Source organism: Leptospira sanjuanensis, from assembly GCF_022267325.1.
Taxonomy (GTDB): Bacteria; Spirochaetota; Leptospiria; order Leptospirales; family Leptospiraceae; genus Leptospira; species Leptospira sanjuanensis.
In genome coordinates this window covers 2392745-2418990 of the sequence record NZ_JAIZBG010000001.1, presented here as the reverse complement: position 1 = coordinate 2418990, position 26246 = coordinate 2392745, and the positions used below count along the sequence as shown (strand labels likewise).

General features: G+C 46.3%; 23 protein-coding genes. 7 read left to right on the top strand and 16 right to left on the bottom strand.

Features of this window, described 5'->3' with window-relative positions; translation table 11 throughout:
• Window positions 1-17: 17 nt before the first annotated feature.
• The 4 genes from LFX25_RS10920 to LFX25_RS10905 all read left to right on the top strand — a co-directional run bounded on the left by LFX25_RS10920 (window position 18) and on the right by LFX25_RS10905 (window position 2752).
• The gene (locus LFX25_RS10920) at window positions 18-1154 is read left to right on the top strand and encodes a hypothetical protein (protein WP_238730265.1); all 1137 of its coding nucleotides are present in this window, start codon (window positions 18-20) and stop codon (window positions 1152-1154) included.
• Window positions 1154-1435, top strand: coding sequence for a DUF370 domain-containing protein (locus tag LFX25_RS10915; RefSeq protein ID WP_118955895.1), 282 nt, complete (start codon window positions 1154-1156; stop codon window positions 1433-1435). The genes LFX25_RS10920 and LFX25_RS10915 overlap by 1 nt, the downstream gene beginning before the upstream one ends.
• Window positions 1432-1995 carry a guanylate kinase gene (locus LFX25_RS10910; RefSeq protein ID WP_238731573.1) on the top strand — a complete coding sequence of 188 codons (564 nt, stop codon included), beginning with the start codon at window positions 1432-1434 and terminating at the stop codon, window positions 1993-1995. Before LFX25_RS10915 ends, LFX25_RS10910 begins: the two co-directional genes overlap by 4 nt.
• Window positions 1996-2227: 232 nt before the next feature.
• Window positions 2228-2752 (top strand): GNAT family N-acetyltransferase, encoded by a 525-nt coding sequence (locus tag LFX25_RS10905; protein WP_238730264.1) that lies wholly within the window; start codon window positions 2228-2230, stop codon window positions 2750-2752.
• Window positions 2753-2879: 127 nt separating this feature from the next.
• Here LFX25_RS10905 and LFX25_RS10900 read toward each other — a convergent pair whose 3' ends face one another.
• The 4 genes from LFX25_RS10900 to fliI form a co-directional block, all read right to left on the bottom strand.
• Window positions 2880-3272 carry a transporter gene (locus LFX25_RS10900; RefSeq protein WP_238730263.1) on the bottom strand — a complete coding sequence of 131 codons (393 nt, stop codon included), beginning with the start codon at window positions 3270-3272 and terminating at the stop codon, window positions 2880-2882.
• Window positions 3273-3284: 12 nt separating this feature from the next.
• Window positions 3285-3932, bottom strand: a complete 648-nt coding sequence (locus LFX25_RS10895; RefSeq protein ID WP_238730262.1) for a periplasmic-type flagellar collar protein FlbB — start codon at window positions 3930-3932, stop codon at window positions 3285-3287.
• 158 nt (window positions 3933-4090) lie between these two features.
• A complete protein-coding gene (gene fliJ, locus LFX25_RS10890; protein WP_238730261.1) occupies window positions 4091-4663 on the bottom strand; it encodes a flagellar export protein FliJ in 573 nt (190 codons plus the stop codon).
• A gap of 3 nt (window positions 4664-4666) precedes the next feature.
• Window positions 4667-6031 carry a flagellar protein export ATPase FliI gene (fliI, locus tag LFX25_RS10885; protein ID WP_238730260.1) on the bottom strand — a complete coding sequence of 455 codons (1365 nt, stop codon included), beginning with the start codon at window positions 6029-6031 and terminating at the stop codon, window positions 4667-4669.
• Between the two features lie 107 nt (window positions 6032-6138).
• Here fliI and LFX25_RS10880 point away from each other — a divergent pair, with 107 nt between their 5' ends.
• Window positions 6139-6324, top strand: a complete 186-nt coding sequence (locus LFX25_RS10880; protein WP_238730259.1) for a hypothetical protein — start codon at window positions 6139-6141, stop codon at window positions 6322-6324.
• Window positions 6325-6523: 199 nt separating this feature from the next.
• Here the strand turns inward: LFX25_RS10880 and fliH are convergent, their stop codons facing one another.
• From fliH to fliF, 3 genes are read right to left on the bottom strand one after another with little or no spacing between them, the layout of a single operon-like run.
• Window positions 6524-7447, bottom strand: coding sequence for a flagellar assembly protein FliH (gene fliH, locus LFX25_RS10875; protein WP_010574499.1), 924 nt, complete (start codon window positions 7445-7447; stop codon window positions 6524-6526).
• 3 nt (window positions 7448-7450) lie between these two features.
• Window positions 7451-8419: a FliG C-terminal domain-containing protein gene (locus tag LFX25_RS10870; RefSeq protein ID WP_238730258.1), complete on the bottom strand. Its 969-nt coding sequence runs from the start codon at window positions 8417-8419 to the stop codon at window positions 7451-7453.
• Window positions 8419-10119, bottom strand: a complete 1701-nt coding sequence (fliF, locus tag LFX25_RS10865; RefSeq protein ID WP_238730257.1) for a flagellar basal-body MS-ring/collar protein FliF — start codon at window positions 10117-10119, stop codon at window positions 8419-8421. Before fliF ends, LFX25_RS10870 begins: the two co-directional genes overlap by 1 nt.
• A gap of 294 nt (window positions 10120-10413) precedes the next feature.
• Between fliF and LFX25_RS10860 the strand changes: the two genes are divergently transcribed.
• The gene (locus LFX25_RS10860; protein WP_238731572.1) at window positions 10414-11160 is read left to right on the top strand and encodes a DUF3658 domain-containing protein; all 747 of its coding nucleotides are present in this window, start codon (window positions 10414-10416) and stop codon (window positions 11158-11160) included.
• 194 nt (window positions 11161-11354) lie between these two features.
• Here the strand turns inward: LFX25_RS10860 and LFX25_RS10855 are convergent, their stop codons facing one another.
• From LFX25_RS10855 to LFX25_RS10830, 6 genes are read right to left on the bottom strand one after another with little or no spacing between them, the layout of a single operon-like run.
• Window positions 11355-12512, bottom strand: a complete 1158-nt coding sequence (locus LFX25_RS10855; RefSeq protein ID WP_238730256.1) for a peptidoglycan DD-metalloendopeptidase family protein — start codon at window positions 12510-12512, stop codon at window positions 11355-11357.
• Window positions 12505-13503, bottom strand: a complete 999-nt coding sequence (locus LFX25_RS10850; protein WP_238730255.1) for an N-acetylneuraminate synthase family protein — start codon at window positions 13501-13503, stop codon at window positions 12505-12507. The genes LFX25_RS10855 and LFX25_RS10850 overlap by 8 nt, the downstream gene beginning before the upstream one ends.
• A gap of 16 nt (window positions 13504-13519) precedes the next feature.
• Window positions 13520-15478, bottom strand: a complete 1959-nt coding sequence (locus LFX25_RS10845) for an LTA synthase family protein (protein WP_238730254.1) — start codon at window positions 15476-15478, stop codon at window positions 13520-13522.
• Between the two features lie 12 nt (window positions 15479-15490).
• Window positions 15491-17605 carry a ferrous iron transport protein B gene (gene feoB / locus LFX25_RS10840; RefSeq protein WP_238730253.1) on the bottom strand — a complete coding sequence of 705 codons (2115 nt, stop codon included), beginning with the start codon at window positions 17603-17605 and terminating at the stop codon, window positions 15491-15493.
• On the bottom strand, window positions 17592-17843 hold the full coding sequence (locus tag LFX25_RS10835) for a FeoA family protein (protein WP_238730252.1): 252 nt from the start codon (window positions 17841-17843) through the stop codon (window positions 17592-17594). The genes feoB and LFX25_RS10835 overlap by 14 nt, the downstream gene beginning before the upstream one ends.
• A complete protein-coding gene (locus LFX25_RS10830) occupies window positions 17840-19141 on the bottom strand; it encodes an ABC1 kinase family protein (protein WP_238730251.1) in 1302 nt (433 codons plus the stop codon). Before LFX25_RS10830 ends, LFX25_RS10835 begins: the two co-directional genes overlap by 4 nt.
• Window positions 19142-19310: 169 nt before the next feature.
• On the opposite strand from LFX25_RS10830, the gene LFX25_RS10825 reads away from it, so the two are divergent.
• Window positions 19311-21314: a helicase gene (locus tag LFX25_RS10825; protein WP_238730250.1), complete on the top strand. Its 2004-nt coding sequence runs from the start codon at window positions 19311-19313 to the stop codon at window positions 21312-21314.
• 247 nt (window positions 21315-21561) lie between these two features.
• Here LFX25_RS10825 and LFX25_RS10820 read toward each other — a convergent pair whose 3' ends face one another.
• The 3 genes from LFX25_RS10820 to LFX25_RS10810 all read right to left on the bottom strand — a co-directional run bounded on the left by LFX25_RS10820 (window position 21562) and on the right by LFX25_RS10810 (window position 25792).
• Window positions 21562-21831, bottom strand: a complete 270-nt coding sequence (locus tag LFX25_RS10820) for a hypothetical protein (protein ID WP_002993672.1) — start codon at window positions 21829-21831, stop codon at window positions 21562-21564.
• Between the two features lie 78 nt (window positions 21832-21909).
• Window positions 21910-24447, bottom strand: coding sequence for a methyl-accepting chemotaxis protein (locus tag LFX25_RS10815; protein WP_238730249.1), 2538 nt, complete (start codon window positions 24445-24447; stop codon window positions 21910-21912).
• Window positions 24448-24682: 235 nt separating this feature from the next.
• Complete coding sequence (locus LFX25_RS10810) at window positions 24683-25792, bottom strand: tetratricopeptide repeat protein (protein ID WP_238730248.1); 1110 nt, start codon at window positions 25790-25792, stop codon at window positions 24683-24685.
• Window positions 25793-26246 lie beyond the last annotated feature (454 nt).

Here is a 26246-nt window from a genome sequence, read left to right as displayed (position 1 = left end):
ATACCGGGGGAAAAGGTATGGAGTTATTTGCAGTTTTAGCGATCAACGCGGTCATTTCCGTGGTTTTATATTATACGATTACTTCGAAAGTGACGGAAAGAATTCGTACTCATATGCTGGGAAAGATCAACGAAGAAATCCGGGATTTTGTGGACGAACTGGAAACGGAGTCGCTGCGCCAAGTCGATCTGATCGGATCGAGAATTCTTACCTTTAAGGAAATGACGGCCAAGGTGGAAGAACTCGTCAAACGAATCGAACAAGCTACGACTCCCGATATCTTGAGCCGGATTCAGATTTCCCCCGAACCGACGCAACGTTCCGGGCAAGATCCGTTTTCTACGATCGCTTCGAAGGACGAAGAAAAGTCCGTATTCAAAAATACGAACGCCGCAAACATCGCGGGTTCGGTTCAGCAAGGAATCGGACATATCTACAAGGAAAATTTGGATCTTGTCCGAGAAGAACACGAGATATCGCTTTCTGCGGATGCTTCTTCCTTCGCTTCGACGGCCGCGCAAAATCCGACGGCGTCTTCCGTTCGCAATCAAACGTTACAAAATTCTTATATTCAAAAACCGAAAAACAAAGCGGAAGAACGGAATAAAACTTCTTCCCAAGCTCCCCGGCCTGCGTCCCGCGAAACGAAGGAAGTTCCCGCGGCGAGCGGTTCCACCTCCAATCTCGTTTTGGAAACGATCGGAAAAGGGGTCCGTCGGTTTTTCGGAATTCAGGAAATCAAAACGATTCGCGCAGAAGAAGAACGTTCCGAGAACGATTTTTTTCCGGGAACCCGCAATTCCACTTTGGATATTTCCCTGGACGAGGATCCGTTCGCTCCGGCGGCCGATTCGGAAAACACGTTAGGCGCAACATCCTCGTTTAAGGACAATCTCAAGTCTAAGGAAGCGGATTTCGGAAGAATTCTCCAGGATAACGTGAACGGCTACAAGCCGCCTAAGCCGGATTCCACACGCATTTCCGCCGACGCTGCGCTCCTCGAAATCGGAGAAGATTCCACAAAAATCGAGAAAGTTGTTTTCCTTTTAAAAAGAAAATATACTCATGAAGAAATTTCGGAAGTTCTGGATCTCGCACTCGGCGAGGTGGATATCATTGAAAGATTCAGGTTGGATAGAAATAGGAGGTTCTGATGTCCCAGTTTAGCGTATTGAACGTAGGATTCGGGAATATCGTTCTGGTTTCTAAGATCGTCAGCATCATTCATTCGGATTCGGCGTCCGCCAAACGGATCCGCAACGAAGCCAAGACGAATAACAGCCTGATCGACGCCACTCAAGGAAAGAAAACCCGTTCGATCATCGTGACCGACAGCAATCATCTCATTCTTTCCAATTTGAGAGTGGAGTCCCTTACAAAACGAATCGAATCCAGCGACAACTCGATCGCTTCCGAAGAGGAAGACTTAGACTGAATTCTCCCAAACTTTTCGTTCTTTCTTCCGTTGCCGGAGGAGGAAAGTCCACTCTCATTCAAAGACTCAGAGAAAGACACCCGGAAATCCTCTTCTCGGTTTCCTGCACGACCCGCGCGCCTCGTCCCGGAGACAAAGAGGGCGTAACGTATTTCTTTTTAACGAAGGAAGAATTTCAAAAGGGAATTGCTGAGTCCGCTTTTTTGGAATGGGCTCTGGTTCACGATCAATACTACGGTACCCCTTTGAAGTTCATCGAAGAGGCGTTCGCAAACGGTTCTTCCGTGATTATGGATATCGACGTGCAGGGTGCAAAGATCATTCAGGAGAAACTTCCGGGTAAGATCGTGACGATTTTTATTTTGCCGCCGAGCGAAGAGGAATGGGAAAGAAGATTGCGCGGTCGCGGAACCGATTCCGAAGAAAGCATCGTGAAGCGGATAAAAAACGGGAAGCGCGAATTGGAACGTCAGAATGAATTCGATTATAAAATCGTGAACGACGACTTGGATCGCGCTCTCGCAGAGCTGGAGAATATAATTCTTTCGGATTCGAAGTAGTAGTTCCCACGAAACCGAGCCAGGATTTTTCGTCGATTTTTAAGCACTGGTCCGCTAAAGGAAAATTTTCCGAAAACTTCCCGCGGACCCGCCGCCCAGATTTTGAAAAACCGGCAGAGCGATCCCGATGGATCGAGTTCCAAGGCGGCGTTTTGTATTCCGATAAATAGTAGGAACTACAACGAATCGTTTGCAACAGTTACAAAAATAAGAATACGAACTAAGAGAAAAAATGAATCTAACGTTAATCCCCGTTCTTAAAATCCATAAATTGAAACTTTCCGAAGGCAAAGACCGACTCGCCGATTATTTAGGTTTGAATATTCCGACATCCTGGCCCACATTTCCCGAGGCCTTTTTAGTTACCGATCAGGATTCAAAAAAGGATGAGCCGGAAAAACCGAATTTATGGGGAGGTTATTTTTTTATAAACCCGATCCTCAAAAGTTTGATTGGAAACGGCGGTTATACCGGCGCTCCGGATTCCGCGGGCTCGGTGGAAATCGGTTACGAAATCGCGCCCGAATTTTGGAATCAAGGCTACGCGACTCTTGCAGCCAAGCAGTTGATCGAATTGGCATTCAAACAACCGAATGTTCTTCAAGTAAAGGCAACCACTTTAGCGGAGGAAAACGCGTCGAACTCCGTTTTGAAAAAATGCGGAATGAAATTCGTATCCGAAGAACCGAACGAAGAACTTGGAAAAGTTTGGGTATTTGGGATCGATAGGAAAGATTTCGAAAACCCAAAGCGCTGAACAGGAAATCATCAAAGTGATCAAAGTTGAAGAATTTTTCCCGAACTTGGATCGTATTTTTTTGCTCGATCGATAAAGTCTTATTCTTTAAAAAGTTCGCCGGAATCGATCGAGCTTTTACGCTCTGTTATCTGCAATCAGGGGCATCCACCAAAATGAACGGCATCGTCGTTGGATTTCCGTTGACCTTCAGTTCGCGGTCTTTGAGATAAAATCCGCAAACGGATACGCTGCTTCCCACCTGAACGTTGGAAATGAGGTTGGAAGCGTCCGAGTCCAACGCGACCGGTTTTCCGGAAAAATAGACCACAAAGCGGATCGAGTTTCCCTTGTATAATATCTCCGAAACGGTTCCGGAGATATGAATCGTTTTTCCGAAAGCCGCGGACGGATTGGAAACGAGTTCGTAACCGCTCACTTTCGCAGGAGCGGAATTCGTTTTCTTTTTTGCGGAAATCGGAAGCGTCGCAAACACGCATACAAAAAATATTATAAAAATTGAATTTACTTTCAGGTTCATAGTGTCTCCGAATTAAGGGTTGGCTTCCACCGCGTCGTCGGGAATATCGGGTGTTTTGATTCCGCCCGATCTGCTCAGCCATTTGTTCGTGATCATCGCTCTTCGATCCGCAGGGAAGAGGGTCAAAAGATAGGTCGTGATCGTCTGTCTTCCGTCTTCTTCGGCGTCCTTGTCCATTTGAATAAAAACGTCGATGATATCTCCGTCCGGCCAGTTTAAGAGCATTCCGACCGCGGATTCCGGCGGCATGTTCCCGACCTTGTCGGCGAGAACCTTTACGAGTTTTTGACGGCTGTTCTTTTCCGCATCCGAGGATTTCATTTCCTTCTCTTTGGCGATAAGACCCTTGCGCATTTCCTCGAGTTTTTCCATTTCCGCTTCGAGGCGGCCTTTTTCGTTCATTAGCTCGGTTTTTCTTTTTTCCAGTTCGTCGAGCTCTTCCGCAAAACGCTCCTGAGCTTTTGCGAATTCGAGTTTTTGAAGTTCGGAAGGAGATTCGTTGTCCTGATTTACGAGCGCCGGTTCCTTGCGGAGAAACGGAAAAATTTCCGAAGCGTTGATGATCTGAAAGTAATCAAAAACGAAAAAACCGATTCCCAATAAGAAAAAAATGAGAAGAACGAGATAGGTAGCTCTTGCTTTGTCGCTTAACGATGCCATTTTAAACCTTTAGATCGATCCGGTTGGTTTGGATTTTGTTCTCCAAGCGTTCGGCCTTTTCTTGAAAATCGGTAATTTTCTTCTGAAGGCTGAGTATGGAATCCGTCTGTTGCGGAGAATTCCCTCCCGTCACGTTTAGAATTTTCTGAAACAGAGAATCACTTTTTGAATCGGTCGTAGATCTTTTTAAGTTCGGAAGCTCCCGAGTCGTCGTTTGCGGGTTCAGGACTTGATCCCGTATCGTATGTAAAGACTCTCGGAGCCGGTTCAGATTCAGAGGATTCATTCATTTGTCTCCATTGGATGGATTTTAGCTGATTATAATGTTCTTCAAGTTCGAACTTTTCTTTTTTGAAGTATGATTTCTTGTAAGCCTTGTATTGATTCTCTTTGAGAATCTCGAGGATCTTTCGGTCCTTCTGAGCGGAGATGAGTTCCTCACGTTTTGCGTCCAGTTCCGGTCTTCGGTTTTCGATATCGGATTCCAAGTTTTCATTCTGTGTGATCAGGGAACGAATGTATCCCTGATGCAGTTGATAGTCGCGCAGGGACGCTCCGCTGAGAGAATAGGATTCTCCCGTGAGGAGTTCGATCTGTTTCTCGTTCTCCTGAATGGAATTGCGGATCTGATTGATCTCGCCCGCGATCAAGGAGAAACTTTTTAGTTTTTCGTCTTCCTTCTTCTTGCGGAGATTCAATACGGGCTCTAAATTAAAGCGAAATCGTTTCAAGGATTAGAATTCCTCTTCTTCCTGTTCGTCGTCGAGGACGTCTTTCAAACCTTTTACAGCCTGAGCGTAGTCGCTTCTTTCCTGAATTTTCTGTTTCAGATAACGATCGATCTTGTCTTTCTTGCGAATCGCAAGATCCACGCGCGGGTCCGAACCGGAAACGTACGCATTCAAGCGGATCAATTCTTCGGCCGAGTTGTAAACGCTGATGAGTTCGCGGATCATTCCTGCTCTCAGGTTTTGATCTTCCGGTGCGATTCTTACCATGACCCGGGAAAGAGAAGCGGGAACGTCGATTGCGGGATAATGATTTCGTTCCGCGAGTTTTCGACTGAGAATGATATGGCCGTCTATATAACCTCGAACCGCGTCCGCGACCGGATCTTCCATCTCGTCGGCTTCGGTAAGAACGGTATAAAAGCCGGTGATCGTTCCTCCCGACTTGGAAGTCCCGGAACGTTCCACGAGTTTTGCGAGTTTAGAAAATACGGAAGAGCTGAAACCTCTCGTGATAGGAGGTTCATGATTGGATGCCGAAATTTCCCGATTTGCCTGAGCGAATCTTGTCAAGGAATCCATCATGAGGTTCACGTGTTTTCCTTGGTCGCGGAAATATTCGGCGATGGAAGTCGCGAGCAGAGCGCAGTTGACCTGTTCCATTTTCGGAGAATCGGATGTCGCCGCAAGGACGACGGATTTTTGAAGACCTTCTTTGCCGAGATCGAGTTCTATGAATTCGTTTACTTCTCGTCCGCGTTCTCCGACGAGCGCGATCACGTTTACGTCCGCATCGGTATAACGAGCGATCATTCCGAGCAAGCTGGATTTACCGACACCGGAACCGGAAAAGATTCCGACGCGTTGTCCTCTTCCTATGGTGAGAATTCCGTCTACGGCTCGAACCCCGGTCATCAGAATGTCGCGGATGATCGGTCGATCGAGCGGATTGGGAACGTCGTTGTCGGGAGGACGTTCTTCCTTTGTGATGATATGACCTTTTTTATCGATCGGTCTTCCGACGCCGTTTAAGACACGACCGAGAAGTTCTTTTCCCACGGGGATTGCGAGTTTTCTCCCGGAGGAGAATACGAACGCTTCGGGATAAATTCCTTCCACGGGTCCGAGAGGCATCAGAGTATAAACGTGGCCTTCAAAGCCTACGATCTCGCACTGGAGATAACCTTCTTTGCCGCTCTTTTGAACGTCCATCAGTTCCCCGATTTTGGAGTCGGGTGGACCCTCGGAATAGATGACGTTTCCGGAAACGCGGATGACCTTTCCCGATTTACGGATCGTTTCGGTGCGATCCATGATCAGGAAGTATTTGGACATCACGTCCACTTTCTCATGAAACTTCTTTTCAATCATAGGCCGTAAGAATATCTCTTGGTATCCAGAATTTCCCGGAAAGTCAAGTATCTATGGGAAAATAAAAGAATTATGTCGCTTACGAAGGCAGGGTTCAGTGAGTTCTTGTGAGAATTCTTCCGTGGGTTTGCGGTTTTGTGGGAACTACCACGCAGACTTTGTTTACGATCGGATTTGCGGGAGCCACCGCAAATTCCGCCGATTTCAAAAATGTGGGAACTCATACGAATGATGTTTCGAATCGCCCGAACCAAAACGTTCGGTTTAGGAAGAATGTGGGAACTACCACATAACTTTTTCTTAAAACCGAATTCTCCGAATGAAATTGTAGGATCTCCCACAAAAAGAAAAGATCTCCCGGTTTTCCCGGGAGATCGATAAGAAGGGAGAAGAATGTCTTGGCTCGAAAGCGAATTCCGAACCGAGAAAAAAGACAAAGGCTTCCGACCGAAAACGGCCGTCGACGGTTGCGATTCCAGAACGGCTTCGAGTTTAGATCGGCTCCGCATTCCGGATCGCTTCCTCGATTTCCTTGAGCTGCGTGGAAATTCTCGCATCGATCGCACCCACGTCGGTTTCGATGATAACGCCGCCCCGATCCACTCTCGAATCTTCGTAGATGTTGACCTTGCGCAGAGATTCCATAAGTTTGATAAGTTCGTCTTTGTGGGCCGTGGTGAGTTCCAAGTCCGCAAAGTTGACCCGAATATCCACGCGGTCGCGGTCCTTGATTCTTTTTAAGGCTTCTCTAATATTGTTCAGAACGATTTCCTTTCTTTCGATGATCTCGTCTTTTATGACCTTGCGCGCGATGATGAGGATCATCTCCACCATCTGTTTTTCGGAAGCTTGGATGATTTCTTCTCGGATGTCGATGGCCTTACCGACGATGGTTCCCAAACGGTCGATGAGTCGTCTTACTTCTCCCTGACCTTTTTTAAAACCTACTTCGCGACCCGCGTCGTACCCTTTCAAGTAAGCTTCGTGTTCGATCTCGGCGACCTTCATCTCGGCTTCCTTGATCATTCTTTCGACTTCCATCTTGGCGCGGTCGAGGATCTGCTCCGCCTTCGCCTTACCGGTGTCTTCTTCGAGTTTAACTTTTTCCTTCGAATCCTGGATCATCTGGAAGGCGCGTTTGCGTCCTTCTTCCTCGATCTCTTCCGCCTTTCTTCTTGCGTCTTCGAGAAGTTTGCGAACCTGTTCCTCGTTCTCTTCGCGATAACGGCTCAGCTCCGCCTCGATCTCTTCGATCGAAGGACCCTGGTATTGTTCGATGATATTTCCTTCTTGGTCTACTTCGAACTCTTCGGCGTCTTCGTCCCTGTGGAATTTTTTGTATTTATCGGGAATCGCTAATTCGACCTGATCTTTGATGTCTGCGATTTGTATGGGTTTAAAGACGAGTTTAGCCATGAGTTAGGTCGCTCTCCAAAATTTGATACTTCCTTCTTCGATCGCGTCCCGGAGTCTTTCCAGGATTCCGTTCTGAGCGGTCTCCATTTCGGCGAGACTGATCGGTCCCATCGAATCGGATTCCAAGCGGATGGAAGAGGAGAGGGCCGGTTCCAGTTTTTCAAGAATGGCGATCTGAACTTCCGTTTCCGTGCCTTTCAGGGCGCACGCGAGCACGATCGGATGAAAGGAGGAAAAGAACCGGTTCAACGGCTCCCTTTCCAAGAATAACAGATCTTCCATCCGAAAGAAGTGTTCAATTATATTTTCGGCAAAACCGGGGCGCTTCTCGCGGATGCGATCGAAGATTTTTTGCGAATCTCCGGGTTGTAAACGACCCAAAAGGTCTGCGGCCTTTTTCCCTCTCTGGTTTTTGATCGGAAGGCTTTTTTCTTCGAGAGCCAAGGCTTCGAGTTTAAATTTCAGAAAACGTTCCAGGCGATTCTTCTCGTATTCGCTGGAAAGATCCAAATCGTGGATCTGGATCAAAATCTCCTCTTTTCTCGCTTCGGGGAAGTCGTTTAACACCGCAGCCGCAGCGTCCGGATCTCCGAAGCAGAGAACCAAGGCGATCATGTCAGAGTTTTCACCGGAAACGATTCTGGAGATTTCTTCCGCGCTTTTTGTCTTCAGTTCTTGGAGAAGATCCCGTTCTTCCTTTTCCTCTTTAAGAAGCGCTTCGAGTTCCCGGATCAGGTTGAGACTCTCGGGATCGATACTTTCTTCTTTTTGAATTCTTGTGAGAGAGTTTAAGAAAGAAGAGAGAACCTCTCTCTCTTCTTTCGAATCCGGCTTTCCGGTTTTGTGAAACGTTTCAAGAAGTTTCCCCGTCGCTTCCGGACCTAAGTGGCGGTAGACTTCCGGAGGGAGATGCTCCCCTAAGATCCGGAGGAGACTTCCCGCTCTGTTTTGTCTGGAGGACAGGGAATTCATCAGCTCGCTTCCTCTTCAGAGAGCCATGTGCGGAGAAGTTGTGCGACTTCTTCCGGTTTTTCTCTGGCGAGGTTGATCGCGTTTTCGAGAAGTTCTCTTCTGTATTTTTCATCCAGAGAGAGTTCGACTTCGGCTCCGCCTTCGTCCATGACGCGGAGCGCGGCTTCTCTCATCATCTGCTGTTGAGCGGCAAGTTCTTCTTCTCTGAGTCTTCTTCTTCTTGCGATTTCTTTTTTAACCGCTCTGTAAACCAGGATGCTTACGATCAAAAGAAGAATGATGATTAAGGATGCGATGATCATCTGACGAATCGCCTTCTGCTTGCGAAGTTCTTCGTCTTCCGCGGCGAACTGAGCCGATCTGTCTTTCGGGATCGTAATCACGGAAATTTGATCCCCTCTCGCTTTGTCGATTCCGACCGCGGCTTCGAGGTTTTTACGAATCTGTCTGAGTTCGTCGTCGGAGACGGGAATGTATTTGCGATCAAAGCCGGTTCCGTCTTCTCTCTCTTTCTTTTCCCACATTCCGTCGATGACTACGGAGAGATTGACCTTCTCCACTTTCCAAGGTTGTTTTTGAACTTCGGAAACTCTTCTGTTGAATTCGTAGTTGTTGATGTTTTCGGATTTGCTGTATTCCGATTTTTGATAATCGGTGTCCTTGTAACCGGGAGGAATGTTCGGCTCGGTTCCCGCAGGGCCGTCCGGAGTAAAACCTCTTCCTTTGAAGTCTTCTTTGGTTTCTTTGGAAGAGACTTTGAGAGAATAACCGTCGACGAGTTTTAATTCGGAATAAGGAGTGTTCGGATTATCGGGAATGGCGACAACCGGAGAAACGGAGTTGTCTTTGTAGGATTCCTTGTCCCAATTTAGATTATATTCAAAACGTGTAATATCGACTCTTTCTTCTCCGCCGAGCAACCAACGAAGAGTGTTTCTCATGTCGATCAATCGTTGGATTCTTTGTTCTTCGCCGATTCTTAATTTCTCTTGAACGATCCTGAGTTCCAGTCTTTCTTTTTCCAAGTCCTCTTCGAAATCGCTGATGATCTTTCCGTCCGCGTCCGCAACGCTTACGTTTTCGGGTTTTAACTTGGGAACCGCTCTGGAAACCAAGTTGACGATCCCTTTGACTTCTTTTCTGGAAAGGGATTCGACGCCCGGAATGTAGTGGAGAATTACGGAAGCCTTAACGGGAGAAGCGTTCGAAGTAAAAAGTTCGTCTTCGGGAAAGGCGATGTTGACGTAAGCCTTGTCGACGGAACGAAGAGTCATCAAGGATTGTTCGATCGCACCTTTTAAGGCTCTATACTTTTTGATGTCCTTATCGAATTGTGTTTCGGTGAACTTATCCACGTTGAAAAGTTCCCATCCTTGAACTCCCGCGGGAATTAGATTCTCCTGAGCGAGTTTGGTTACGATTTCTTGTCTTTGTTCGGGATCGACCGTGATGACGCTCGTATCGGACGAGCCGTATTGATACCCGAGAGAATCGAGTTTTTTGGTGACTTCGGCAAAGTCCTTGCTCGTTAAGTCCTTAAACAAAACCACTCGGTTCTTTTGAAGGGAAATCGTGGAAAGGATTCCGATCGCGATGAGAACGGTTAACGCCACCCCTCCGAGTATAAGTTTTTTAGTCGTGTCCAGGCTTGTGAAAAAGTCCCGGACGTTGTTTAAGATTTTCTGTAACTGCTCAGGCATAACGAATCTCCACCGAATTTACAATACGGGACATAATCAAATATCGGAAAGAAAGTACAATCCCTTTTCGAATTTTTTTAGAAAATTTTCTTTCGGTACACAAATGTTAAGCGCAGTGAAATGCGTTCATTCGTCATTTTGAATGTGTTTGGAAAGACGCTTGCGCGTACTGAATCTTTGTGTAGTGAAAAGTGGGTCGCGATGTGTTGAGTTTTTTCGATCGCTTTCGTATTGAAAATCGAAGAAAAATTATGGTGCAAATCACGGAGTCTTCGGTGTATTGACTTGAAAGCCATGTCTGTTCTTCATATAGTCTCGAATGATTGTTCGGCGCATAAATTAAAAGTTCTGTTTCAGGAGAATGAAATTTTTTCTTTAATGGACATTGAATTGTGTGGAGGCCCGCTTTCGAATCTTCAAGAACGTCTTTTTTATTTGGCCGAATTGACCTATGGTGATCGAGGGCTTTGGGAAGATATGGAATGGATCCGAGAAGGACAAGCCGAAGTTCTTAAAATGGCCGAATCGAATGAAATCGAATCTATCTTTATTTGGCACGACGATTTTGCAAACGATCAAGTTTTTCTACGGCTGATTTGTTGGTTATTGAAAAAATACATAGGTATTGTGGAAGTTGTGAATGTAAAAGATTGGGATTCAATCGATTGGATAACTTTGAAAGATTTTGAAGCGCTGCGTGTCGAATTAAAAATTCTCGAACGCGATCGGTATGTCGAGGAATTCGTGAAAATACAAAACCAGGAAAGTTTTTTACGGGCGTATGAAAATGGAAAAATCGTTTTTTTGCCGATCAATCATTACGATTCGGAAATTTTGGCTTTGATTCCGGATCAATGGCGAGCAGCAGTTCGTGTCGTCGGCAATTGTTTAGTGGACGGATTTGAAAAAAGGAGAAGACTGAGCGATTCTTTTTACACTTCGAGGATTCGAAATTTAATTCGAGACGGTTTTGTCGAAGCGGAGGGCGAATTGAAAAGAATGCAAGACTTTCAAGTTCGTATCATACGCAGACGTAACTGAATCCTAAAAGCCATAGTGGTCGCAATTATGGCTTTCGCAAAATACGATGCCCGCCTCTATCGCTTTCGCGGGGAACATCGGAGCCAAACCCTAGGAAACGGGAACTTACATAGGGTTCGTCTGATTCCGAAGTTTCGAAAATGTGGGAACTACCACAAATAACAGAAAGAAATTCCCGAAGTCACGTTCGTTTTTCAATCCACGCCGCTTCTTTTGAAAAAGAACTGTAGCATCTTTCGAACTTGCGCGGGTGCGACCCCGTTTCCGAAAAATTCTCCGTCCACCCAGATCTCAAAGTGAAGATGAACGTTATCCGCGGAACCTTTCGCTTCTTCGATGAGACCGGAGTTGCCTACGTTTCCGATGACTTCTCCTTGTTTCACCTTATCGCCAACATTGAGATTCTTTCGAATCGAGGAAAGATGATTGAAGCTCGTCATGACTCCGTGGCCGTGATCGATCCAGATTTGTCTGCCGCCGAAATCCTTTTCGACGAAGGTGACCGTACCTTTTTGCGATTGAGCCGTATGATATTCGTAATCGGCCAAGGTCATGGGAGAATAATTCAGATCCGCACGCACAACGATTCCGTCCGCGGGAGCGACTGCCTCGTCTTGGAAGTTCAGATTGGAAATCTGGCCATTTGTATCTCGTTTTTTGTATATATCGATTCCCTTATGAACCCCGTTCCGATATACGCGGGGAGCGTTCGGGAGCTGAAAATCGAAACTCGGAATGAGTCCGCCTAAAACGGGAAAGGTATATCCGCGGAGGCGAGGATCGATTCCATTCAACAGTCTTTGATTGAGAAAGAGTTTGAGATCGCTGATCACGACACCTCTATCTGTCGTATCAGGAAAATAAATCCGTAAAACCGAGGCGTCCAAACTTTCCAGTTTGTGAAAGTTCTTCAGCTCCACGTTCTGATTCGTGAATATGGTTCTCCAGTCGTCCCGGATTAGAACCTGAATCTCGTATTTTTTCACGGCGCGCTCTTTGCGGAACAAAGGAACCGTGATTTCCAAGCCGTTGATCAGGCGTTTGGAACCGAAGTCGACGATGATCCATTCGTTTCCCGGTCGATTGGCGGAATACCAGTGAGTGGTCGGGTCCGAATCGAAAAGATTATAACCTCCGTATTCGGGAGAAAACGAAGAAGAAACCGAATAACTAAACGGAGCCGTGGTCCATCTTCCGAAATCGATAAAGTCCACTTCCGAACCGAGATTGCCGTACGCCGCGGGCGCGCCACCGACGGAAGCGGAAACGAGAAGAATCAAAAAACCGACTTTTACGATCGGATTTTGTAATTTAGAAAAAACGAATGTTCTTGGCTGAAATAGACTAAACATGAAAGGGTTTGCCGGATTCCGCTTTGAGTCCGCTCGTTTTTTCCGTTTCCCATGCATCGAAAAATCTGGATTCTTTTTGTGTCAGGTCGGGACGAAGCGCGATCGGCGCGCCCTTCGCATCCGAGTATAAGGATCTTCTTCCGAAAAATCTTCCGCGGACTTCTTCCGGCCAAGGTTTCTTTTCTCCGTTTCCCTTCATCTTCCATGCGACAAGCGCGTTGTCGCAAACCGCTTTTAATTCTTCGGGGTTGGCCGAAATTCCGTGATCCGGCCCGTCCAGATTTTGATCCAAGGTGAAATGTTTTTCGATCATAGAAGCGCCTAACGAAACCGCTACGCTTGCGGCGACGCTCCCCGCAGTATGATCCGAAAAGCCCACCGGACAGACATACAGATTTTTGAATGTTTCCACCACCTTCAGATTCGCTTTTTCCGGCGGAGTCGGATATAAGGAAACGCAATGCAAAAGACAAAGTTTGTCCGTTCCTTCGTTTTCCAAAAAGGAGATCGCACGGCTGAGTTCGAAAAAATCCGCCGCGCCGGAGGAAAGGATCACGGGAAGTTTGGTGCGCGCCGTCTCCGATAAAAGCGATTTGTTGGTAACGTCCCCGCTCGCGATTTTGATCGCGGGAACCTTTAGATTTACGAGCATTTGAAGCGAACTGACGCAAAGAGGGGTCGAAAAAAAGACGAGTCCTTCTTCTTCGGCCGTCTTTTGAAACTTCTTATGCATCGCTTCCGATAGTTCATATTTTTTGAATATATCGACGAGGATCTTCGCGTCCGGATTGTGAACGTCGATGAATTCTTCGGTAACATAGGATTGAAATTTTACGGCCTGCGCTCCGCACTTTTTGGCGGCGGCGATCGTTCGTTTTCCGATGTCTTCGTCGTTGTTGTGATTGAGTCCGATTTCGGCGACAACGATCGGAGGATATTCCGGGCCGACTCGCAGCGCGGAGGAAAGTGAAAATTCTTTTTGAAAGGTCATGTGATTCTTCGTGTTTTTATTTTTTAAGTGGATATATAAGATTTCGGTTCATTAGCTCATAACTTAAGTTCCAAAATGATTTCGCTTTCGTATGATACGCGTCGCATTTTACCGGATCGGTTTTACATTCTTCCGTTTCTCCGATTCTCGGAGCGATGGAAAACGGAGAAATGCGGATCTTATCGGTGAGGCTGTAGAAAATCCAATTCCCCTCGATCCAACCGATAAAATTGCCGAACGCAAAGTAGGCGGTGCCTCCCTGCAGTTTGGGATCGAGGAGGTCGCGTCCCATCGCTGAGAATCGAACTTTCTTACCCACAATTCCGAGGATGGTGGGAATTACGTCTAACTGAGAGGAAATACGGGCATCGATTTTGGCCGGAATTTTTCCGGGCGCATAAATCAAAAAGGGGACGTTTCGATCCTCGAAATAATCCAGATTTCTATGATGTGTGTGGTCGCCTACGAAGATAAAGACGGTATCCCGAAAGTAAGGGGACTTCTTCGCTTTTTCGAGAAAGGAATGGATCGCAACGTCCGCATAACGGTAGACGTTGAAATATTCCGCTTCCTCCGTTTTCGGCGGAAAGATTTCGTATTCCTTCGAAGGGGTTTTGTAAGGATAGTGCGTAGTCAAGGTCAGAGTGACGGCAAGAAAGGGAGAATCCTTTTGTTGCATTAGGATTTCATGAAATTCGTTTAACAAATCTCCGTCGTAATACCCCCAAGGTCCGCGTTCGTATTTCCGCAGGGAGTCGAAGTATTCCTGACCCAGAATCGTATCGAAACCCCAGTGGGAAAAGAGAAAACTCATGTTGTCAAAGTTGACGTCTCCACCGTGAACGAAGAGGGTTTTGTATCCCAGCGGTTTGAGGATCGTTCCGAGTCCTCCGAAACGGCTTAAAATTTGCGGCGTTCGGACTACGGTCAAACCTGGACCGTCCGGGATTCCGGTTAACGTGGATAACAGCCCGTTCGTCGTTCTTCCTCCGCTCGCAAAAAAAGAGGAAAAATAGGTTCCTTGACGGATGAGATTCTCGAAATGAGGAGCGATTTTTTTTCCTTCGGGAGGAACTTGTCCTTGGGAATAGGCGTATTTTCCGGTCCAACTTTCGAGAAGCACCAAAACGATGTTAGGCGGCTTGCGGGAGTTCGTCTCCTTCGTTTCCCGGAGAATCGGAAATTCCTCCGAGATAAAGTTCGAGCCCGGGTATTCGATCTCTTTTCGAACGACTTCGATCGATTCCGCATAGGAACGCCGCAGATGTACAGGAATCGATTGGTTTTTCAAGTCCATGATGGAGGTGAAAACTCCGTTTAATACGAGTTGATTTACGATCGGCGTTTCCGAGATCATTGCGTCGCTGGCACGAAGCGGTCTGGATTGAAAACCCCCTCTCGCAAACAAAAACAAAACGGGAGGAAGGATCAGAAGCTGCCACAGTTCTCGTTTTTGAAACGAGGAATCGAAGTTATATGAATAATTTTGAATGTATCGAATGATCGCAAGCGGAAGTAGAACCAAGACCGCGGCCGAAGATAAAAAGGCAAGCACGGTATCGCCCGCAAAAAAGGCCTTGAGAAGAATCGGGAATTCCGAACCTAAAAAAACGAATCCTTCATAACCCAAGTGCTTGTTCGTTTCGCTGAAATACAAAATGTCTCCGATCAAATGTCCGAAGACCCAAAAGAAAAGAACGATCGGAGCAATTCCCCAAAACAACGAATAGGTCCGAAACCGATTCAAGGGGTGGATCGCGGATGCAATCGTAAAAGCGCTTAATAAAATCGCACAAACCGAAAGATCAAAACGGATTCCCGCGATCAAAGCGAGTAGAATCTCCCCTAGATTCGCAGCCGCGAACTTGGAAGAGAAGACGAACCAAAAACAAAGTCGATAAAGTAGGAACAGGATCAGAAAGCCGATCGTATAACCGAAAAAAATCCTGAGATTGGAAGGAATTCTCTGGAACATCCGCAATTTATATTAGGAAAACAGATTCCAAACCTGGAAAACGATAAACGAAGTGGTATATGCTAATAACGTCATGTATCCGAATAAAAAGAGAGGCCAGGCGACCGAGTTGGTTTCCTTTTTTACCACGGCGAGCGTGGACATACACTGACAGGCAAAGGCGAAAAACAGCAAAAGGCTAACCGAGTTCCGCAAACCCCAGACTTCTTTTCCGTTTTCATCCTTGTCCTTGCGGATCGCTTCTTTGAGATCGTCGTCCGATTCTTCCCCTCCGACTCCGTAGATAATGGAAAGAGTGGAGACCATGATTTCTCTCGCAGCAAACGAGGTGATGATTCCGATTCCCATCTTCCAATCAAATCCGATCGGTTTTAAAACGGGCTCCATGAATTTTCCCGCGTCCCCCGCATACGATTCGCGGATTTGGATTTTTTTGAGTTCCGCCTCGGACGCGTTCGGGTATTGCGCGGAATCGATTCGCGGATAGTTCGCCAAAAACCAAAGGAGAATGGAAATAAAAAGGATGATCTGACCCGCGGTGGACAAAAATGCTTTCAGTTTTTTGAATACGTTTAACAAAAGACTTTTGATCGAAGGCGCGTTGTAAGCGGGGAGTTCCATCAGAAAATAAGAGGAGTCCGATCGAAAGAACGTCTTTTTGAAAACGAGAGCCGCGAGCATGGACGCGATCATTCCGGCAAGAAACAGACCGAGCATCGTCAGAGCCTGCACGCTGAAAATCCCCCAGATTTTTGTCGCGGGAAACACGGCGGCGATTACGAGAATGTAAACCGGATACCGGGCCGAACAAGTGATCAAAGGTGAAACTAAAATCGTAGTGATTCGATCCGATTTGTTCTCGATGGTTCTTGTACCCATGATCGCGGGCACGGCGCAAGCGGCGGAGGAAAGAAGGGGGATAAACGATTTTCCGGAAAGACCGAATTTGCTCATAAACCGATCCATCACGAACGAAGCGCGCGCGATATAACCGGTCTCTTCCAAAATTCCGATAAAGAAAAAAAGCAAACTGATTTGCGGAATAAAAACGAGAACCGCTCCGACTCCTCCGATGATCCCTTCCTGAACGAGAGAACGCAACGGACCTTCTTCCATAAAACCGCCGACAAAACTTCCGACGCTTTGAACGCTCGACTCGATCCAATCCATCGGAGTTTCCGACCAAGTGAAGAGCGCTTGAAACATCAAGGCCATGATTCCCAAAAAGGAAACCAATCCCCAAAAAGGATGCAGAAGAATCTTATCCGCCTGGGAAAGAACGCGCTCGTTCGGAAGTGCGTTTCCTCCGAGCGCGTTCCCCAATATCTTTTTGATGTAGATGGATTTTTGAGTGAGTTCTTCGAGATAGGTGAAGGATTTTCCGAAACGGGAAAATTCTTGTCGGATTACGTTTTGGGAATCTTCGGAAAACAAAGAAAGGCCTGGAAGACCTTTTTGAAGAGTTTCTCCCGAAAGTTCTTTGAACGAATTTAATAGAACGAATTTAAGAGATTTTGAATGTTCGGAGTCGAGCGAACGCAGCAGCCCGTTCGTAAAATTCTCCCTTTCCTTGTCCCAAGTAAAGGAGCGGATCGGAAGCCGGAAAGCTCCGGGAGAAACGAGAAGATCCTTTAGTTCCTGAACTCCTTCTCCGTTTTTCGGATTCACGTATTGAAACGGAATTCCGAATTCTCTCGAAAGAACGTCCAGATCCAAGTGAACCCGTTTTTTTTCGAGAACGTCCCGCATCGTGACGGCGACTAACACGGGTACGTCGAGTTCCAGGATCTGAAGCAGAAACTGAAGACTTCTTTCCGCGAGGGAAGCGTCCATCACGAAAAGAATCCGATCTCCTTCTTCGTGACCGATGAGAACCCGGCTCGTGATCTGTTTGTCTTCGGAGTTTCCGCCGAGACTGAACGCACCGGGAAGATCCAGAACTTTCAGGGAATGTTCTCCGTGTCCCAAAATCCCTTCGGCTTTTTCCACGGTGACCCCGTGATAGTTGCCGGTTTTTTGTCTAAGCCCTGTTAGGCGATTGAATAAGGTCGATTTACCGCAGTTCGGATTTCCCGCCATGAGAATTCGGGAAGTTTTTTCCTGCGCTTTCACGTTAGAATGACCCATGAACTTCTCCAATTTGGATGAGCTCCGCTTCTCCTTCCCGAATCGCGATTTCCACTTCTCCCGCACGGAGAACCATCTTCTTTTGAGTCGGATATTTTTCCAAAACGAGAATTTTCGTCCCGGGCAAAAGTCCGATGTCGAGGATGTTTCGAAACAAGTCTTCCTTTCCGGGTTGGAGAAGAAGGGAAAGGATCGAACCTTCCTGACCTTTTTCGAGTTCGTTTAACAATTTCGTCATATTAGAAATTTATCACGGTCTCGGATGAGGTCGATGTCCGGGGCCATCGTTTTGACGTAACGATCGAAGTAGAGAATCTGTTTGATCAAAAGGCCGAATTCTTTCGGAATTTTCAAACCGTTGCGCAAGGAAATTTCGCGGAACTCGAAAAGAATCGCGTTCAGCTTCTTGTCGTCCAAGGATTCGAGATCGCCCATTTGAACCTTCATCACCATTTCGGTCATTCTGGAAAACACCGCTTCCAAATCCTTCGCGAGTTTCCTTTCATCCACTCCTTTGGACGTGGAATCCATCTGGATCAAACCCTTCGCGATCTTTTCGGTTCTGTTCAGACTTAATCCTTCTAAAAAGATCATCAGACCGTCCCAGACGCGCGGGGAAATTCTTCCCACGATTCCGAAATCGATAAAACCGACGGTTCCGTCCCGAAGGATCATTAGATTTCCTGCATGTACGTCCGCGTGAAAAAATCCGTTGCGCGCCAACGTGGAAAACCAGATTTCCAGAGCCTCGGTGAGGGTCTTTTGAGGATCGGAGGAATACTTGCGGATCGAGTTCTCATCCGTGATCGGAGCGCCGTAAAAACGTTCCATGGTGAGAATCTTCTTCGTCGAAAGTTCTCTATAAACTTTCGGAACTCTGGCCCTTGTTTCGCCCATCGCGAGAAGTTCCCGTTCGAACTCTTCGATGTTGTCCGCTTCTTTGTAAAAATCAATTTCTTCTAATATGGATGTTTGGAACTGTTCGACCATATCCGAGATTCCGGATTTGCTAAGGCCCGGTGCGAATCGTTCGAACAAAACCGAAGCGAAGTAAATCAGATTTAAATCGGCGGATAACGTGGATTCTATGTCCGGTCTTTGCACCTTGATGACTACGTCCAAACCGTCCTTTGTGACCGCGGAATGAACCTGCGCGATCGAGGCCGAAGCGATGGGAATCGGTTCCACGCTGTAAAAATGATCGCTGAGTTTTCCTCCAAGTTCCTTCTGAACGATTCTTTCCACGGTTGCGTAGGGAATCGGTCGAATTCCATCCAAGCACTTTTGCATTTCGGTTACGAACTCGTCGGGGAAGAGGGAAGGAGCCGACGCGATGAACTGACCTAACTTGATGTACGTGGCGCCTAACTCTTCGAAGGCTTCCCGAAGTCGGATCGGAAATGTCTCCATCGAATCTCCGCCCAAGGCAAGATCCTTTAAAAGGAGAATGGTCTTTGTGGAGAATACAAAACCGCTGTTCAGGATTCGGGAGGCACCGCCAAAACCCATTTTCAGGGAATCAAAAAAACCGGCCATAATCACAAAGATTTTGAACTTCCTTTCAAAAGACAACTACAGAAAGGGGGTTCAAAAAACCGGAGAATTCTCCGAATTGCCTGCGGGTCGAAACTGGTTTTTTGTTTACGAACGAACTCAAATTCTGATTATGGCTACATAAAATACACCGTCCGGCGTATCTTCCCTTATGAGCAACGATTCAGTACTACTTCAGGAACTCGATAAACTTGAACTCAACGATCTGAAAAAAGTCGCGACTCTCTGGAATCTTGCAAAACTTCCTTATAAAGAAAAAAATAAGAACGTAGCCTATCTTTACGAAACCTTTCAGGATGAATTTTATCTGAAAGGAGTTTTGGAAAAACTGACTCAGCTTCAGGTTACGATTTATACCAGCATACTTAAGAATAAAAACGTTCTGACGCTCGGTGAAATTTCGAGAAAGGTGAACATTCCTCCGATCAACGTCGAGATGGAGTTGAACCTTCTTCGGAAATATCAGCTCGTCTATCAGAGAAAAAACCGCGAACGTCTTACGAACAATTTAGATAAATATCATGCGTTTGAGGAGATCGCCGATCTCGTTCCTTTGGATCAAAATCTCAAAGGCGATAAATACAAGATCTCACTTGAAAAGGTTCTCGACCGCAAGAAGACGACCGAAATCTCGGACGAGTGGAAGGCTGCGGTTAAAGCTCCGAAACAACTCGATTCGATCAAAAAGTTTTATTCGATTGCCGCTTCCGAAGAAGGAATCGATCTCAACCTTCAGTCTCTCGCCGATTTGGAACGAGACACTCTCGTCCGCATCTACCTAAGCGGGGGAGTTTCCGAAGCGGAAGACATCCGCAGTTACGTTGTCACAAGCCGCGGTAAATACGAACAGATCGTTCCTGCGCTGATCGCGAAAGGATTGGTAATGGACGTTTGTTTTGTGGATGAAAAGTTCGTCCGAGTTTTCGCGATCCCCGATGAAATTTTAAAATACGTTCAGACGCATCCGATTCTTCCTTCGATCAAAAAAGGAACCAAACAAAGAACGGAAAAACTCGCGGCGAACGACTTAGACTTCTTTCTCAACATCAAAAAACTGATCTCTTATATCAGCCGCAAAGGTTTGGTTCTTGCTAAGTCCGGAAAGGTAAAACAAGCCGATCACAAACGCACGGAACAGGAACTTCTCAATCCCGATATCGGAATTTTTCCTGAAAAGAGCCAGATCTATCAGATGGAATTGATTCTTCCGGTTCTGAAACTCCTGAACCTCGTCGACATCAAGGGAGAAAACATCATTCTCAAAGGCGACGTGAACGGATTCAACGAGAAGGATATTTTCGAAATCATGAAACTTGTCGTCCACGAGGTCAACGAAGCCCGTATGAAACGGGTCGTTCCCGCGGAAGTTTTCACAGCGACGGAAATGCCTTTTTACGATAAACCGATTCTCGACAAGTGCGTGAGTCTGATCATCAAGGCGAAACGCATTCATCTTTCGGTGATTTTTTCCAATATCATTCGGGAACACATGATTCTTTCTCCCGGATTCAGAACGAAAAATTTTCAGTCCGATCTCGCGGAACTCCGTAAGGAAATCATGAGCGCGATCTTTTATCTGCATCTTTTCGGACTTTTGGAAATCGAATATCCGAACCGTTTCCTCGGGCTTTCCAAGTTGGGAGAATACTTTTTCCAAACCGGAGAACTTTCCCACAAAACGGAAAAAGGCGGAATTACGATCAACCCGGACTTTACGATCATTGCGTTTCCGGATCGTGTTTCCATTCATGGACTTCATATTCTCAAAGCGTTTACGGAACTCAAAGACTACGATCGGGTTTATACCTTCGTTCTTACCAAAGAAGCGTTCCAATTGGGAATTCTGCTCGGATACAAACCGACTGAGTTCATCGACTTCTTAAAGAATTCCAGCAAAGCGGATCTCGCGCAGAACCTTCTCTTCTTATTGGAAGATTGGGGCGGAAATCTTCCGGTCGTCGACATCACAGAGGATTGTGTTCTCGTTCGTACGAAAGATCAAAATACGATGGAACTTCTTTTGGGACAGATCAAAGGAAAGAAGATCGTGTTGGATGAAATCGGTCCAACTGCGGTTCTTGTGGACAAAAACCGCGTTCAAGACGTGATCACGGTTTCCGAAAAACTCAATCTCATCGTAAATCTCACCCGTTAATCCGAAGTAAAAATCCGAGGTTCGTTGGCTCGGATTATTCCGCAGATCGTTTACGGACTCGAACTGAAACGTTTCTTGTTTCCAAGCCTGGAAAGGAGATTTTTGCATAGTGCACTCGAATTCGGGAAAGGAAAAGAATGGGAACTCGGATTTCGGTCCTTACGACAGAGGTCGATTCGAAGCGGTTGAAGGAGATCGAGTTGAGAGCGAATGTTTTTCCGAGCCGAACGGCTCGGAATCGTGAAGATTATTCTTCCACTTTGATTTTGGTTTTGAATTCCCATTTGCGATACGGAGCGATCGCTTGCAGTCTTTCGTCGGTTACGAAGAATAGGGCTTCTCCGTATTTAACCAATCCACCTTTATAATGTGCGTATTTTGTTTTATGATCGATAAGACCGATCTCCCGGACCTTGCTCCAATCGTCGCAGGTCTTGAGGGTAGGGACTTTTCTAAGATGCAATTCCTTGATCTTATTGTCCTTAACGGAGTCCCTGAGTATCTTTTCCCATTCCATAAAGTGCAAAGTAAAAGCACGGGGGGAAAAATCAAGGGTTTTTGCGATGTCGGGTCGCTCTTCTCCTCGAGGCGAGGTTTAAAGTTTGAAGAATTCCACTTCTCGTTTCAGATCCTCGGCTAATTTCGCTAAACCGATGGAACTAGAGCTGAGTTCTTCGGAGGAAGCCGCGGAAGATTGATTGAGATCGTTGATCGTCGTGATCGTCCTTGAAATTTCTTCGATCGCGATTTTCTGTTCCCGAACCGCACCTTGAATTACGTCGGATCTGTCCTTGACTTCCTTTGCGGTGAAATTCATCTGATCGTTTTTGGAAAGCTGATGTTCCATAAATTGATTCACGACTTTCATCTGGCTGTTGATTTCGGAAATGCCCGCAATGATACCCGAGATCACCGTCACCGTATCGGTGATGTTCTGAATTCCGATTCCGATCTCCGCTTCGTTACTCTGGATGATCTGTTCGATGTCCTTGATGCTGTTCGTGGTTTTATCGGCGAGTTTGGAAATCTCGTCGGCGACGACCGCAAAACCTTTCCCCGCTGCTCCCGCTCTTGCGGCTTCGATCGCGGCGTTCAACGCAAGAAGATGAATTTGTTCCGAGATCGTGTTGATGATCTCGATCACTCCCGCGATATCTTCCGAGCTGCGGCTGATCTTTGTGATCGATTGATTGGTGAGTTCGAGGGAACTTCCTCCCTTTTTCGCGTCCTGCGTGATTTTTTCGACTTCGAATAAGGTCTTGTCCAGGTTGCTGGAAGTTTCGTGGATCGAATCGGAGAAGAGTTTCATATCCGATGCGAGTTTGTTCAAAAGGTTGACCTGTTCTTTCGTCTGCGCTTCCACTCCGTCCATTCCCGCGGAAATCTCTTCGATCGAAGCGGAGATCTCTTCGGAGGAAGCCGCTTGGTTTTGTGCGTTATCCGAAATGAAGTTCAAAGCGCCGGACATTTCATCGGAGGAAGTCGCGAGGTTGTTGGATGCGTTTACGATTTTACCCAAAACCGTTTTCACCTTTTTGTTAAACGAATTGATCGAGATCGACATTTCTCCGATTTCGTCCAATGCGAGAACCTTCAGGGACTGCGTAAGATTTCCATCGGCCATCGATTCGAGAACGTCTTGGCTTTCCTCGAGGGGTTTCAGTTTTTTTCTAAGAATGATATGGATGAGAATTCCGATCAAAATCAGACCGAAAAAGGAAATCACCGCCATCGCGTACACGGCGACGATCGCTTCTCCCGTGATCTCTTCGTTTTCCACCGAGGCGAACGTAATGAATCCGTATTTTTTGTTCTTCAGAAGAATCATGTATTTGTATTTTCCGCCGAAGAAGTAACGAACCGGAACGTTATCCTGATAGTCTTTTACCTGATCGTAAAACGGAAAGTCCTGCAGACGTTTGAGATTCAAAGCGGGATTCACGTGATTGAGAACGACTTCGCTCGCCCCTAAAAGACCGGGATAACCGGTTTTTCCGATCTGGATAGAACCGATCAGTTTACTCGTGAGGTCCGCGATTCGAAGGGAATAGGCGACGTAAAGTTTCGCGTTAGACGAAATTGGTGTCAAAATCAGAACGACCGGAGTTCCGGAAACCGGAGATGCGGTCGGTTCGCTGACAAAGGTTCGTTCGGCGGAAACCGATTCCAAAACCTTGTTTTCGGAGGGAAGACGGAACTGTTTTAAAAGAGATTCTCCGTCTTTAGCGAGAGTTCCCGTTCCCGAGAGAATTCTCCAGGATTCTCCCTCGGCTTGGAGCAAAGAGATCGATTCGTATTTGGGCGAACGGCTGAGAAGGGTTTCCAAAAATCTCTCCAAGTCGCTCAATTTGTAATTTTCCGCATAGGAAAGAAAGATCGGATCGTGTATCAGCTTTTCCGCATCCGATTTCATTTCGTCGAAAATCGATTCCGTGAGAATGTGAAGCGTTTCGTTCACGTTGATCATCTGATTGAAGTAAGACTTTCGAACCGCCGCGTAATTGAACTTATAAACAAGACTCGAAACTCCCACGGCGAGAATCAAAACGATAAAAATAAAGATCATCGTAAGCGAAGTCGTCAACCGTATCTTCAACAAGGAAGAAGCGTCGATCACGCTGAACGCTCCCGACTCGATCAACTGCGTAGTCAATTTTTCAGTGGTTAAAAACGTATAAACCCCGAGCGACAACGAAAGGATCGTAGTAATCGCGAATAGGTTGTAAAAGTCCGCGATCTCGACGGAAGATGTGAAACTTCTTAAAAGGATGATGAGCGTGGCCGTGACGAAGATACGTCCGGAAATTTCGATTGCATGAAACAAAGGAAGGCGGGTCAAAGACTTCTGTGCCGCAAAGGCGGTTTCCCGATCGATGATTCCCTGTTCGACGACCTTGCGATATTTTAAAATCGGTTTCAGCTTTCTTAGATCCGAATAAACGGTAAAGGCGAGTGTGAAAACGGAAACACCTAAGGTCAAACGAACCGCACTCTGAAGCTGATTCGGATCCAGCTCCAAAAAGGACTTGAAAAAGACGATCGAGGCTCCGATTGCGAGGGAGAAGCCGATTACTTCGGTGACTAAAATGAATTGAAAGGTGAAATTGCGGATCGACCGGGTGATATCATTCATACATTGCTTTCCAGAGCCGTTTGCGCGTTATGCGCTTTGCCTTGTTTGAGGTAAATTTCAAGACGAAGGCTCGGAAGCACAAGGAGAATTCTTTTTGAAGTATTGATTGAAGGAGCGTACTAACGGAGAATTTCGATTTGTAACGAACGGGCGTCGCATAAAAAACGACGCCCATTCTTTCGGCAAGGCGAGTCCGTTTCGGTCCGCCTAACTTGGTTTAAACGGGCGGAGTTCGTTATTCGCCCCGAATACTTTCCAGTTTGTGTTTTACTTCCTCGTTGAGAGGCTGTTTTTTCTGGAAGTCTTCGAGAAGGCGAACCGCTTCGGTCGGTTTGCCGACTTCCACGTAAAGATCCGAAAGTTCGAGAAGAGGTCTCGGGTCCATCGGAAATTTCTTATGAAGATCGAGATAGATTTCTTCGGCCTTGTCGCGTTTGCCGATGAGCTTGAGGGAAGACGCCTTACCGAGTAGAGCGAAGTAATCTTCTCCTTCCGCGAGAATTCGGTTGAAGCACTCAAGCGCCTTGTCGAATTCTCCCATTCCCCGCAAACTGTCCGCATAACGGTTGATGATGAGTTTGTTGTCCGGGTCGAACTCTAGAATTCTTTCCCAATACTGATTGGCTTTGTGGAAATCTTTTTTCCCGCGATAACTTTCTGCAAGACCGTATAACGCGAAAAAGTTTTTACGATCGAGTTCCGCCGCCCTGTGATAGTATTGGATCGCCTCGTCGTAATCCTTGATTTTACGGTAGGAGTTTCCGATTTCGGTGAGAATCTTGATGTTGTCCGGTTGGATGAGAAGAAGTTTTTCCCACCAGTGGATGGCGTCCTTGTATTTCTGACAGGCAAAGTAGAGATGACCCAAACCCACGATCACGTATTGATCCTTCGGGTTGATCTGCAGGGCCTGCATATAATAAATTTCTGATTCTTTAAAGTTCTTCAGTTTGCGATGCGCGTCCGCGACGCGGCTCAGGATGGAAGCGTCCGTGATCGTGATATGTCTGTAATCTTCCGCGACTTCGATCACTCTGGAAAGAAGATTCATCTCGCGGTAGCAGTTCATGAGACCCATCAGAGAAAACTTGTTCGAGGGATCTTCCTGTATACATTTATGATAATATTCGATGGCGTTTTTGTAATCCTTCTTCTTGAAGAAGAGGTCGCCCATACCGACCAAGCCGTATGTGTTATGCGGATCTTTTTCCAGAAGTTCCTTCAGCTTCGCTTCGGCTTTAGGATACTGGTGAGAATCTAAAAGTTTATAGGCTTCTTTTGCGAGGCTTTTGATGATTGCGAATTGTTTGTCCTCTTCTTCTTTTTCAATATTAGGATTTTCCATTTGATTCTCTCTTTTTTAAATTTCGTTCTTCCAAATTCGGAATTCGCATTATTATTTTTCGACGGACAAGATTCATTGAATATTCTTTTGAGGCTCAAATATTCTGTAAAGAAAATAAGAACAGATAGCTTCCTTCGTAAAATAAAAAGTGATTTGAGCTGAAAATTAGTCCTTTTTATCTATTAGATTTTGGAAAAAAATTTCCGTTTCCCTTTTATATAAAAATGTTCCATTCAATAGCAACCCTATTTTAAATCGAAGAATTTGAGTTGGAATGAACGACGTCGTCTCAATGTGAAAACAGTCGAACCGATTCCGATTTGCTCATTCATTTTTTGAACATGGGGGAACCTTTGGGAAACGCGTTTTTGATCGGGACAACCGCGGATCTAAGAACACGGTTCCTCTTGACAGTAGCCTTTCCGGTATCTTTATGGACGTAAGGGGTGGAATC